The 12950-nt window shown below is 46.2% G+C and carries 13 protein-coding genes; 8 read left to right on the forward strand and 5 right to left on the reverse strand.

All coding sequences use genetic code 11. The features are described 5' to 3' along the window. Positions 1-3: 3 nt before the first annotated feature. Positions 4-591, reverse strand: coding sequence for an anthranilate synthase component II (locus QP339_RS00800; protein ID WP_284910010.1), 588 nt, complete (start codon positions 589-591; stop codon positions 4-6). 327 nt (positions 592-918) lie between these two features. Here QP339_RS00800 and QP339_RS00805 point away from each other — a divergent pair, with 327 nt between their 5' ends. Beyond that, a complete protein-coding gene (locus QP339_RS00805; RefSeq protein ID WP_284910011.1) occupies positions 919-2013 on the forward strand; it encodes a glycerol dehydrogenase in 1095 nt (364 codons plus the stop codon). A gap of 113 nt (positions 2014-2126) precedes the next feature. Here QP339_RS00805 and QP339_RS00810 read toward each other — a convergent pair whose 3' ends face one another. From QP339_RS00810 to QP339_RS00820, 3 genes are all read right to left on the reverse strand, one after another. Further along, complete coding sequence (locus tag QP339_RS00810) at positions 2127-2459, reverse strand: type II toxin-antitoxin system PemK/MazF family toxin (protein ID WP_070619745.1); 333 nt, start codon at positions 2457-2459, stop codon at positions 2127-2129. Continuing rightward, positions 2453-2704 (reverse strand): hypothetical protein, encoded by a 252-nt coding sequence (locus QP339_RS00815; RefSeq protein ID WP_284910012.1) that lies wholly within the window; start codon positions 2702-2704, stop codon positions 2453-2455. The genes QP339_RS00810 and QP339_RS00815 overlap by 7 nt, the downstream gene beginning before the upstream one ends. Positions 2705-2784: 80 nt before the next feature. Continuing rightward, positions 2785-3384, reverse strand: a complete 600-nt coding sequence (locus tag QP339_RS00820; protein WP_070619751.1) for a GNAT family N-acetyltransferase — start codon at positions 3382-3384, stop codon at positions 2785-2787. A 718-nt stretch (positions 3385-4102) separates the two neighbouring features. Here QP339_RS00820 and QP339_RS00825 point away from each other — a divergent pair. The 7 genes from QP339_RS00825 to QP339_RS00855 all read left to right on the forward strand — a co-directional run bounded on the left by QP339_RS00825 (position 4103) and on the right by QP339_RS00855 (position 11568). Then, positions 4103-4639, forward strand: coding sequence for a sigma-70 family RNA polymerase sigma factor (locus QP339_RS00825; protein ID WP_284910014.1), 537 nt, complete (start codon positions 4103-4105; stop codon positions 4637-4639). Beyond that, positions 4626-5726, forward strand: a complete 1101-nt coding sequence (locus tag QP339_RS00830) for a hypothetical protein (RefSeq protein ID WP_284910015.1) — start codon at positions 4626-4628, stop codon at positions 5724-5726. The genes QP339_RS00825 and QP339_RS00830 overlap by 14 nt, the downstream gene beginning before the upstream one ends. Positions 5727-5989: 263 nt before the next feature. Next, positions 5990-7075, forward strand: a complete 1086-nt coding sequence (locus QP339_RS00835) for an extracellular solute-binding protein (RefSeq protein ID WP_284910016.1) — start codon at positions 5990-5992, stop codon at positions 7073-7075. A gap of 58 nt (positions 7076-7133) precedes the next feature. After that, positions 7134-8156, forward strand: coding sequence for an ABC transporter ATP-binding protein (locus tag QP339_RS00840; RefSeq protein ID WP_284910018.1), 1023 nt, complete (start codon positions 7134-7136; stop codon positions 8154-8156). 1 nt (position 8157) lies between these two features. After that, positions 8158-9885, forward strand: coding sequence for an ABC transporter permease (locus QP339_RS00845; RefSeq protein WP_284910019.1), 1728 nt, complete (start codon positions 8158-8160; stop codon positions 9883-9885). Position 9886: 1 nt separating this feature from the next. After that, on the forward strand, positions 9887-10741 hold the full coding sequence (locus QP339_RS00850; RefSeq protein ID WP_284910020.1) for a glycerophosphodiester phosphodiesterase family protein: 855 nt from the start codon (positions 9887-9889) through the stop codon (positions 10739-10741). A 56-nt stretch (positions 10742-10797) separates the two neighbouring features. Continuing rightward, positions 10798-11568: a hypothetical protein gene (locus QP339_RS00855; RefSeq protein ID WP_284910021.1), complete on the forward strand. Its 771-nt coding sequence runs from the start codon at positions 10798-10800 to the stop codon at positions 11566-11568. A gap of 244 nt (positions 11569-11812) precedes the next feature. Here QP339_RS00855 and QP339_RS00860 read toward each other — a convergent pair whose 3' ends face one another. Continuing rightward, entirely contained in the window at positions 11813-12934 is a 1122-nt protein-coding gene (locus QP339_RS00860) for an AbiH family protein (protein ID WP_284910022.1), read from the reverse strand. Positions 12935-12950: the final 16 nt, after the last annotated feature.

Raw genomic sequence — 12950 nt, forward strand, 5'->3', positions numbered from 1 at the left:
AGCTTAAGTCCTCCAAGCTTTGGCTAATTGAATGAAACGAGTGAGAATCTCATGGCCATAGTCGGTTAAGACGGCCTCGGGATGGAACTGGACACCGTAGATACAAGCGTCAGGATTGGCTAGGGCCATCAAACAACCGTCCTCAGTCCAGGCCTCTGCCTTGAGCTCTGCTGGCAAAGAAGCTGGATCGACACAGAGCGAATGATAGCGGGTGACCTGAAAAGCCTGGGGCAAGCCCTCAAACAAGCCCCGGTCTTCATGCCTTAAGCTATGGAGCTTGCCATGTTGGGGACGAGGCGCGCGAGCCACCTGGGCCCCGCTAGCATAGGCAATCACCTGGTGGCCGAGACAAATCCCTAAGATAGGCAGTTTGCCCTGGGCTAGCTGGAAGAGGTCAAGTGAAACTGTCGCATCTTCAGGACGTTTGGGACCAGGGGAAATGATAAGGCCCTCATAAGCCGTCAGATCAAGCTCAGCTCTCCTCTCTTCCAAGTCAGCGGCAGATAAGATCTCCAAGTCAGCGTCCAATTCCCTAAAGTAGGCGGCTAAATTGTAAACAAAGGAATCGTAATTGTCAATCATCAAAAACATGACGTCTCTCATTTCTATTGATTGGCGATGGTTGGCTGTGACTAGGAAATAATTGTAAGAAACTACCCCTAATCAAACTATAAAAAGACGCTCAGCCTTGGTCAGAGATAACAGGTCATCCTATCTGTGATTAAGCTGAGCGTCCTTTTCCCATCGCTTTTAATTTTTAATTATTATAGCATGCTAGGCGTATGGTAACCATTTCCTTTATATTTATCTATCATTGGTCCCATTATGAAATTCTCTAGTCTTTTTCCTTCATCATTTCCACGAAAAGTGTTAAAATAAACATGTGAAATAATTAACATATGCCAAGGAGGAGTTCATATGAATCGAGTATTTGCGAGCCCATCACGTTATGTTCAAGGGAAAGGTGCCTTGAAAACAGGAATTGACTACATCAAAGCCTTAACTAAACGCCCTCTCCTGCTCTGTGATGACACCGTTTGGGAAATTGTCGGGGAATCGTTCCATAACTTCCTCAATAACCAAGGCTTAGAAGTGGAGCATGTGCCCTTCAACGGTGAAGCCTCAGTCAACGAAATTGACCGTGTCTCAGAAATCGTCACAGAAAAAGCCTGCGACGCCGTGATTGGCTTAGGTGGAGGGAAAACCATCGATTCAGCCAAGGCAATCGGAGATAATGCTAAAATTGCTGTGATTGTAGTACCGACCCTCGCTTCGAGTGATGCGCCAACCTCTGCCCTATCCGTCATCTACAGTGATGAAGGGGTCTTCGAAGGCTACCGCTTCTATGACAAGAACCCTGACCTCGTCTTAGTAGACAGCAGCGTTGTCGTCCAAGCTCCCGCTCGCCTCTTTGCGGCCGGAATCGGCGATGCCATGGCGACCTGTGTGGAAGGTTTATCTGTTATCAAAGCCCAAGGTAAGACTATGGCAGGCGGAAAAGCTAGCTTAGCGGGCCAGGCCATCGCCGAAAAATGCCAGGAAACCCTCTTTGAATACGGCGAGCTTGCCTTAGCTGCTGTTAAGGAACAGCGCGTTACCCCAGCTGTGGAAGCCGTCATTGAAGCTAATACTTTACTCAGTGGCTTAGGCTTTGAAAGTTGCGGATTAGCAGCTGCTCACGCTATCCATAATGGCTTTACCGCCCTCAGCGGGGACATCCACCACATGCAACACGGTGAAAAAGTCGTCTATGGCACCCTCACCCAACTCTTCCTTGAACAAGCTGACAAGGCCATCATCGACCGCTTCATCCACTTCTACCAAGCAGTCGGTCTTCCGACCACACTTGCCGAACTCAAACTTGACCAAACATCCTATGAAGACCTAGTTAAAGTCGGTGAACTCGCCCTCCAAGACGGCGAAACCATCCACGAAATGGTCGGGGATTTCACACCAGAAGATATCGCGGATGCCCTCATCGCAGTCGACGCCTATGTTAAAAGCTTAGAATAAATGCTAAAAATATCAGCCTCTTACTTGCCGGTAAGAGGCTTTTTGATTTGAAAATAATTCTGTAGCACAAAAAAGACTGGTCCCAAAAAGACCAGTCTTCAACTTCTCTAATATCAATCAGGATCAATATGCGCCATAATGGTATCCAGGACATCCTGGTGCAAGTCCTCCACTAAATGATCGACCACGCGTCCATTGCGGTTGTCATAATCGAGGCAGCGGATTTGAACCGTATCGATAATTCCCTGGACCGCATTTTTCTCGGTTTTTAGCTTCAGGTCCATGGGATACTTAGCATCCCGCTCGGTGATCGGCATGGCCCAGACGAAGCCGGCACTCTCCGTCATCATTTCATTGCTGACAATTAGAACCGGACGTGTCTTGCCTTTTTCATGGCCTCTGGCGGGATCGAGGTCAATCACCGCAATATCGAATTGTTTTACCATTCTTCACCAGCAGTTTCTCCATAATCGATCAGGCCTTCCTCATAAGTCCCCCCAGCCTGGTAAAAGGCGCGAATTTTTTCTTTGAGGGGGCTTTTTTTCTTGGTCACTAAAATCGATTCCTTCTCAATGGTTAGATTAACCTGGTCGCCCACTTCTAAATCTGACAGGTCTAAGGCCCGCTGACTCAAAGCAATCGCTTGACGGTCCCCCTTCTGAATCACTTGCGAAGATAATTGCTTCACCATGATCAGCCTCCCCCTTCATTCTTTCATGCAATGCTATCATAACACAAGCTAGACTGCGTGTCATATGCGCCCTGGGTCACTTAACGAGTCTTGCCGTGGTAGAGGAAGTATTGGAAGGCGTCCTTGTCATCGAAGCTAAAAGGCTCATCAGCCACTAAGCCCTTGTAGTCATAGAAGCTAACATCGCAATCGCTATCCGTGTGAAGGATAAAGTCATCCACCCCGTAATCGCGGAAAGCCTCCAAACCTGCCCGCCAGAGCTTGCCACCAATCCCTTTGCCCCGGGACCGAGCGCTCAAGATAAACAATTGGAGAACGCCTTGGTAGGCCTCTTGGTGGCCGCGGTCCAGGCAAGCATTAGCTTCACGCTCACGGTCAAGCACCTGGAGAACGGTCTTATCCTGAATCTCTAATTCTTCTAGATAGGCCTCCCAATCAAGCGGAGCTTGAAGCTTGTCCGCCCCTTGGACATCCCCGATAAAGATCCCCAGGCTCTCACCATCAAAGTCCGCCACCAAGGCAAAAGTTCCCATCTCCAAACGCATCTTAGCATCAATATCAGCCAAGCGAGCGGCTAAAGCAGGGTCTTCTGTCGTCACATCAGGATACCAGGTTTCTTGGATCATAGCCTTAACCGCATCAAAATCTGACGCTTGGTAAGGTCTTATTTCTAATGGCATCACTTTTCCTCCTTTATTTATTATGGCTTAAAGATAAACCCTAGTCTAACAGAGGCTATGCTGAAAAACAATTCCTTTGCTTTCTTTAATTGGGTATCTATCAAATAAGCAAGCTGTTCAATTTGCATCACTACTGGTCCTAGATGTTTGAAGCAGATAAATCAATCTGCTTCTTCCCATAAAATGAATTTTTTCTATATGTTCTCTAGCTTGAATTTAAATGTGACAAGCTTGTCGCTTTTAGGAAGAGAAAAGCTAGAACATGGAAAGCTTCTCCCTTACTTTCCATCAACTAGAAAAGCTAGTAGATGGAAATCGCCTACTACTAAGTACTAACTAACAAAATACTAATTACTAAGTTTACAAATAACGAATTGACAAAATGAATTAAAATAAATTAAAGGCACGCGTGCGCGTAAGGGAATTACCTTACAAACTAAATTTAAATCTACAAGCAGAAACTCCGCTATTTTTCTAAAAGCTTGTTAGGTCAAGCTTCAGCATGCTTTTCAAAACTTATCAGCCCCTCCCATGCTCACTTTCGACGCAAATTTGCTCAATAATAACGAATGCAAAAAGAGCTGGGACAGGTTATAGTGGACCTAAGACTTGTTCATCACTGCTAGCTCTCTCCTCGACAAAAAATCAAAAAAAAAATCGGATTTTGTGTAAGAATTGCCCCTTAGCTGGTGTATTCATAGTGAAAGGAGGACAGGCCATGTTGAAAGATTTTTGGACCATCCAACAAATTAAACGCCGCAAGGAAAGCGGCATCCGCGCTGTGATCGACCAGTACGGCGGGCTTTTGATGGCGGTCATCAAGCGTCACGCCCTGGGTTATGAGGCCTATCACGAGGAATGTTTTAACGACACGCTCTTAGCGATCTGGGATAATATTTCGGCCTATGACGCCAAGAAGTCATCCTTCAAGAATTGGATCTGTGCCATCGCCCGCTACAAGGCCTTGAACCTGGTTCGTGATAACCGACGCATTGCCCAGCAGGAAAGCTATGACGACCACTATGAATCTGGGGACAGGCAAATTCTCGACCAGTTGATCCTTAGAGAAGACCTCGAGCATTTAATTTCGTCCCTGTCTGAGGAGGACCAAGCCATCTTCCTCGCCCTCTTCTACGAGGGGCAGGACGTCAAGGAAGTGGCCCAGGCCCACCAGCTGAGCCCCAATGCCCTCTACCAGCGTATCCACCGCGGCCGCGAAAAATTAAAAGGAGAGAGAAAGCATGAACAAGAATAAGATCTACCAACTGCTCAACCAGGCACAAATGAACTTATCGGACTATCCCGACGAGCAATTGTCCACCCAGCAAAAAGACCGCCTCTACGCCCAATTCCAGGCTTCTGTCGTCCAAGAAAAGACCAAATCCTATCGACGCCCCCTAATCCTAGGCCTAGTGCTTGCCATCGCCTTACTGACCCTCACCCCCTGGGGCCAGCAAGCCTCCGCTTCCGTCAAGTCACTGATCGATACCACCCATTTCACCCTCTCGGCTAGCGCCGGAGACATGGATGAAAAGACCTTTCCAGTCGGACAGACCATCCAAATGGGCGACCACCAAGTCAAGCTGGAGGATGCCCTTCTGGATGAGAACTCCGTGACCGCTTCCTTCCTGGTCGAATCGCCCCAAACCTTATCTGATCAAGACTTTTATGATTTTGTCGGCATGGCCATAGCGGTTAACGGAAAAACGACCCGGATCTCTTCAGCAGCTGGCTCGGCTCGCTTGTTGGATAACGGCATCTACCAAACGACCATGACCTATAGCTTCGATGAACCGGTCGAGCTTCAGACCAATAACCAGATCTACCTACAGATTTCTGGCTTGATGAAGAATGCTAAGGAAGTTATTTCCATGACCGACGCCGCCTTCGACCTCTCTGGCCGGCCGGAAGACCTGAACGGCGGGACCCGATATATTAACCCGAACAAGGACACCCCAGCTAAAGCGGATGCAGTCAACATCCAAGCTGTCAAACTCCACCCCTTAAAAACCCAAATCCAAGCTCAAATCCCTGAAGCAGACGCTAAAGACGCCATGATCGAAGCCGACCTCATCCTCCCCGATGGCCGCCGCTTGACCCTGACAGGCGCTTCTGAAATGAAAGCCTCAACTACAGCCGGACTAGTCGACTTCCAAGCCAATTTTGACTTCTCAGGCGATGCCAGAAGCAAAGAAACCTACCAAGACCTAATCAAGCAAGACGCCATCCAAGTGGAACTCTTTAAGATCCCCCTACCTGAAGAAAGCGGTCGGATAGCAAGGGACCAGCGGACCTCCTTGGGTGAACCAGTGACGGTTGAGTTGGATGGGGGAAGACAGTAAAGTGATTAAAAAGTCGCAGCATTCTTAACAGATTACTTGTAAAAGGCCTAGCCTCATAGCCTCCTATCAAGATTTCAGATAGTCGCTATGAGGCTTTTTATTGTGGATAGGGTCCTTCAAGTAAATTATTGACATCTAAAATAAGAAATAGTCTGGAGCCAGCAAGATTTACACAAAATTTACATCTTTTTTTACAAAAAAAACAATCGTCAGGTATGATGTTGAAAGATGTTATTACAATAATTATTTGGAGGTTATATTTTATGAAAAAATGGCTTAAATCTGCTGGGGTCTTGTTAACTTCAGCCATCATGTTAACTGCTTGTTCAGGTGGCGGCGGCGAAAGTTCAAGTGCTTCCTCTTCAAACGAAGGAAGTGCTGAAGCTGATTCTAAACTCATTATCTACTCCAACTCCTTGAGTGATGGCCGTAGCGACTGGTTGAAAGAGAAAGCAAGCGAAGAAGGTATGGAGCTTGAATTCGTTGATGCAGGAGGCGGTGATATCTATAACCGGCTCTTGGCTGAGAAGAATGCCCCACAAGCAGACGTCACTTTTGGGATGGATGAAGGCTACTTCAAGAAGTTAGACGAAGAGGGCATCCTCCACAATTATACAGCAGACTGGGTAGCTGATATTCCTGAAGAAATGCTTCAAAACAAGGAAGCCTATGCCCCATTGGTTGAGCAACGGATCTTTATGATCGCTAATCCAGACCATATCGATGAAGCAGACCTGCCTAAGTCTTGGGAAGAACCTGCTAAAGACGAGGCCCTCAAAGAAAAATACCGAGTGCCAGCTGGCGTTGGGGGTGGTACCGACCAAAAGGCAACCATGAGCGTCCTCTTCAACTACCGCGATGAGAACGGTGAACTCGGCATCTCCGAAGAAGGTTGGAATACCCTTCAACAATGGTTCGATAACGGCTATATGCCTTCTGAATCAGAAGAAGCCCTCCAACTATTCGCTGATGGGACCACACCAATCTCTTACTACTATTCGTCAGGTATTCCAGCAGCTGAAGAAGAATACGACTTCAAAGCTCAACCAATTAATAGTGAAGGCGGTGTCTTCTCCATGTCCGAACAAATCGGTATTGTAAATAAAGGCGACGACCACAACTACGAGACTGCTGAGAAATTTGTCAACTGGTTCGGTTCAGCTGACGTCCAACGGGAATGGGCCAAGGAATTTGGGACCTGGCCTGTCAACCCTAAGGCCCAAGACGGTGCCTCTGACCGCATGAAAGAATTAATGGAACAAACCACAGCTAAGCGTGTCGATTGGGACTTCATCAACGAAAACATCGACGCCTGGATTGAAAAAGTCGAATTAGACATCTTACCATAACATAATGCCACAGGGGAAAGCCTTTTTTCCCCTGTCATTTATTTAAAGGAGAAAAAATATGTTATTAGTCGAAGATTTACAAGTAAAATACGGTGACTTTGTTGCTATTGATGGGGTCAACTTAGAGATTCAGGATGGCGAATTCTTTACCCTGCTCGGGCCATCTGGCTGTGGGAAGACGACCACCCTCCGAGCGATTGCGGGCTTCCAGTTCCCTTCTAAGGGGAAGATCGTCCTCAATGACCGTGACCTGACCCATGTACCAGTTGAAAAGCGTGAACTGGGCATGGTCTTCCAATCTTACGCTCTCTTCCCTACCATGAGTGTCTACGACAACATCGCCTATGGGATGGAAGTCAAAAAAGTCAGCAAAGAAAACATCAAAAAACGGGTCATGGAACTCGCTGAACTCGTGGACATGACGCCCGAACAATTAGAAAAAAACGTATCTGAATTATCTGGGGGCCAGCAACAGCGGGTAGCTATTGCCCGGGCCCTGGCCATGCGTCCAGATGTGGTTCTCTTTGACGAGCCCCTATCTAACCTGGATGCTAAGCTCAGAAAGCAATTGCGGGTGGAGCTCAAACGTATCCAACGTGAGACAGGGATGACTGCCATCTATGTGACCCACGACCAAGAAGAAGCCCTCGAGCTTTCTGACCATATTGCCGTCTTTAATAAGGGCTTTATCGAACAGATCGGTACCCCTGAAGAAATTTACAACCATTCAGCAACTGAATTCGTCTGCGACTTTATTGGTGAATCGAAATTATTAAACGATGGCTTAGTCCAGAGCATTAATGAGCAGATTCCAGGCCAGCTTGATCCCAAGCTGCGCCATTACATCCGTCCCGAAAAGATCCGCTTCTACAGCGTCGATGAAAGCAATACAGCTAAAGTGACAGGAACCGTCCAACGTGTCGGCTACAAGGGGGCCTTCAGCAGCCTCTTTGTTGATGTTAACGGTAGCGACTTGCTTGAGGTGATTAATAAAGAAGATCGTAATTCCAGCTATAACATTGGCGATACGGTAACTTTGCTGATCCACCCAGAAGACATTCTAAGTTATGAGGTGGTCTAAGATGGACAAATTATTCAAGAAACAATCCAATGACCTCAATCTTTTCAAGATTATCTTCATTGTCTTTTTAATTTGGTTCGCCATTACCTTCCTAGTCTATCCGCTGGTTGGCGTCTTTTTACAGACCTTTGTTCAAGACGGTAGCTTGTCATTTACGGCGATTGATAAGATTTTGGATTCCGAGCGGGCCCTCAAGTCAGTCGCTAACTCCTTCCTATTGGCTGTGGTTCTGACCTTCACAGTGAATATTGTGGGAACCTTCATCGTCTTAGTCACCAAATACTTCGATATTAAAAGGTCAAAAATTCTTAAAGTCGGCTTTATGTCGACTCTAGTCTTTAGCGGATTGATTGTAGCCAATGGTTGGCTCTACCTCTATGGCCAAGAAGGTGTCGTTACTAAGTTTCTGACCAATTTCTTTCCTAATATGAATACAGCCTGGTTCACGGGTTTTCCAGCGGTCCTCTTAGTAATGACTTTCGCCTGTACCTCTAACCACATGCTCTTTTTGAGCAATGCTGTACGCAGCTTGGATAATAATACCATTGATGCCGCCAAAAACTTGGGAGACAGTCAATGGTCTATCCTAAAGAAAGTTGTGCTACCTACTTTTAAGCCTACTTTTCTGACCTTGATTGTCATGACCTACGCCACTGGTCTGGGTGCCTTCTCAGCGCCCTTAATGGTTGGAGGCAAAGATTTCCAGACCATTGCGCCCATGATTCTAACCTTCTCCGGACGGCCAGCATCACGTGATATTGCTGCCTTGCTTTCCATTATCCTCGGGGCTGCACAAATACTCTTACTCTTTGTTATTACAGCCAACGAGCGCAAGGGTAACTATCTCTCGATTTCAAAGACCAAGGGAAAGTTAGTCAAGCAAAAGATTAATAATCCGACGGCTAATCTAATTGTCCATATTGTCTCTTGGGTCCTCTTTGTGATTTATACCTTGCCTATCGTCTTTGTGATCCTCTTCTCCTTTATGGATACAGCTTCGATTGCAGCTTCTAAGCTGTCACTCTCAGGCTTCACCCTGGAGCACTACAGTAAGATCATCACCAATCCCGCTACCTATGAGCCCCTCCTGCGTTCAGCAGCCTTCTCTGCCTTTGCGGCGGTTGGGTCCGTACTTCTAATGCTCCTCCTGGTGCGCTGGATTATGCAGAAGAAGAGTGGCCTCTTCCGAACAGCTATGGAATACACCTATTACATTCCCTGGCTCTTCCCTACCATCATGATTGCCCTGGGCTATATCCTGACCTATGACCGGCCCCACCCCCTACTTTTCGGCCAATCCGTCATCGGGTCGCAGTGGATTCTTCCCATCGCTTACATGGTTATTCTCCTGCCCAATACCATGCGTTATCTAAAGAGTGCCTATTATTCTTTTGACTCCAACCTCGAAGATGCTTCTAAAATCTTAGGGGCTTCCAGCATGCGGTCCTTCTGGAAGGTCATCCTGCCGGCTCTCATGCCAACAGCCCTGGCCTTGATTGCCTTGAACTTCAACAGCAATCTGGCTGAATACAATATGTCAGCCTTCCTCTTCCAGCCAGGGAGCGAAACCCTCGGGATAATTATCCGGGCCAACTCCGACCCCTCGTCGACCATTGACGCCAAAGCTATCAACTTGGTATACTCAGTACTCTTAATGGTGATTAATACCCTAGTAATCTACTTCGTCTACGGGCGGGGAGCCAACCGGACACTTGGAGGCAAGAAATAAGATGAAACAAGCACCACTGAATAAATTTACAGACCGTTTACAAGGAACTGACTTCCTCATCATGGCCCACCGCGGCTTCTGGGGTGGCAATGTCATCCAAAACACCCGGCAAGCGGCCAGCCTGGCTAAGCGGGCTGGCGCCGATGTGATTGAAATAGACGTCTGCCGGTCCTGCGATGGGGTCTATTATCTCTTTCACAATGCGAATGAGCCCACGCTCCTCGGCATCCTGAGCCGGGACTTCTCCGACTTGCCCTCTACCCTGATTGACCAATTGGAATATATCAATTCCACTGGCGACCCCTCGGGCTTCTATCCCGAACGCCTGGCCGACTTCCTAGACTGGCTACCGGCAAATTACCTGGTCAATATCGACCGGGCCTGGGCTTATTTTGGGGATGAAGCCTTTATTGACATCATCAGGAATTCAGGCAAGGCGGACCAACTCCTCTTCAAGTCGCAAGTGGAGGAAGGTCCCCTCCAGGCCCTCAACCAGGTCGACCTGCCCCTTAACTATATGGCCATCATCCACAGCCAGGACCAAGTAGACCAAGTGGCCCAGTATGAGAATATCCACCTAGTCGGCTTTGAACTGATTGTTAAGGGCGAAGCCAATGATCTGATGGATACTGCCTGGCGACAGGCCCTCCTCGACCAGGGCTATCTCCTCACCGTCAACTCGGAGAAACTAGGCAAGCAGCCCCACCTCTACATGGACTACAGTGACCAGGAAGCCCTCTTAGGCGAAGCTGGCTTTGGGATTTGGGAGACCATGCTCAGCCACGGCACCAATGACTTCATCACGGACTGGCCCAACTTTATGGCAGACTTCCGTGACCAGCGGCAAGGATTGTGAGTCTTCTATGGAGATCATTGAACAATTCATCCAAGGCAAGGCAGGGCCCCGCTCCTGTGAGGATATCATCTACAACTCAGACAAATTTCATTGCAGTAATTGATGGGGAATCGGCAAAAAGTTCGATCTGCTTCGACGGCCAGGCCCCAGGCAAGCTCGCTGCGCAAATGATCCAACAAGTCTTAGCCGACCTCCACCCCCGGGCTAGCTGGGACCACTTCATCCAGGAAGTCAACCTCAGCATCCAAGACTACTATGCACTCAAGCAGACCGACCCCAAGCTCAAAGCAGTCGGCCTCCAAGCTGTAGCCGTGGTCTACAGCCGCCAGCGTCAGGAAATCTGGCTGATCGGTGACTGCCAGGCCTTGGTCGGTGGCCAGCACTACAGCCAGCCCCGTCCCGCCGACCAGATCCTCGCCCACATGCGCCGCCTCATCGCCTACACCGAAATGCGGATCGACCATAAAGCCCCCGATTCCTACTTCGCCCAAGAAGACAGCGCCCACCTGCAGGTCTTGCCCTGGTTGGTGCGGACTTCTGAATTCGCCAATCGAACGGACACGCCCTACGGCTACGCCGTCCTCAACGGCGATCCCATACCGGCAGACCTCATCCAGATTATCCCAGTAGATGGGAAGGACAGTGTCGAAATTGTCCTCGCCAGCAACGGCTACCCCGAGCTCGCACCGAGCCTAGAAGCCAGCGAAAGCCAGCTCCAAGCGCTCCTGGCCCAAGATCCCCACTTGATCAACCAGTACATTGCGACCAGGGGCCAAGGTCAGTTCGCCTCCTTTGATGACCGAGCCTATGTGCGCTTTCGGGTTTAGGAGCTAGTATCGAGAGCATTATAGAAATAGCCAGCCAATCCTCCGCTCTAATTAGAGATGGTAAAGGATTAGCTGGCTTTTTGTTGCGGAGATGGGGGTTGTGGGATGTTCTGAACAAATTAGGAAAATTTAAATTTTTTTAGATATTTTGCATGAAACTGGAATTCTTTAAAAATTTAGGCTTTTGATATTACAATTTATTTATTATAAATTAAATCTGCAGTAACAAATTCTTGATTGTTAACTATTCAAAGCCTAGGAAGAAAGTATCATTATTTTCAAAGGTGACTACATGTATTCTATTCATAACATCTTCTTTTTCACTCTGACTACAGTTAGAATGCCTAACACAGCTATCAATAAATTTATTTTTGACTGAACATTTTGAAGCATTTCCATATGTATATATAATAAGTTCAGATTTATGTGATAGTAGAGCATCAAAAATATTATCAAACCACCAAGCATCAGTTCTCCCTAATGACATACCGTAAATTATAAATAATTCTGCTTCTAAAAGATAACTTTTATATTTTAATTTATACTGACTCCAATACCCTTTTACAAGTCTTTTTTTATCATCTCGACCTCTATCATAATTATCTAGATCAATTCCAAATAAGATAGATCTAGGAACAGTTTGTATTCCATGCGGGTGAAGTATTTCAGTCATAACATAAGATGAATAAAAAGTTGGACTCCATCCAGGTCGTTGGAATTCGAAATAAAAGTTACGATCTGAATCTCTATGTATATGAGGATCAAATTGAGTTTTATCTAAATATAAGTAATTATCTAATAGAAAAGTATAATTAAAGTTTATAAAGATAAAGTTAAATAAATCATAGTGTGCTGTTTTATTTGTGAATGCTAGCTGATTTACATCATCTAAATCATTTAAAAATTTGCTTAGACTTCTGATAGATAACTCCTTATTTATAGCTAAAGAATTTAATTCTAAAAGAACATCAGAATCTACTAAATCATTAAGAAATAGAGTAAAATGTCTTTGAAACTCATCAACACAATGTTCTATCTCATTGATATTATTAGAATATAAAATTAAATCTTGTATTGAATTTTCAAAATCACTCCAATTTTCTTTGTCTTCTTCTTTATCTTTTTTCATTTTTTTATATAAGATATTATTTTCATCGATGAGCCTCAAGTATGTAATATATTCATAAAAATCTTGATAACTAGTTGTTTTGCCTTTTAGTTTTCGTTTGGCAATCTTTTTTAATGCCGCCATATCGAAACCATTACCAACCAATACTAAAATATTATGTTGATCATTTAATTTATTAAATAATTTTAAGTCGAATTTACTTTGACATTCCTTAAAATCTATATATATATTAACCACCGCCTAAATTTGTTAC

The organism is Aerococcus sp. UMB7834, from assembly GCF_030215145.1.
Lineage (GTDB): Bacteria > Bacillota > Bacilli > Lactobacillales > Aerococcaceae > Aerococcus.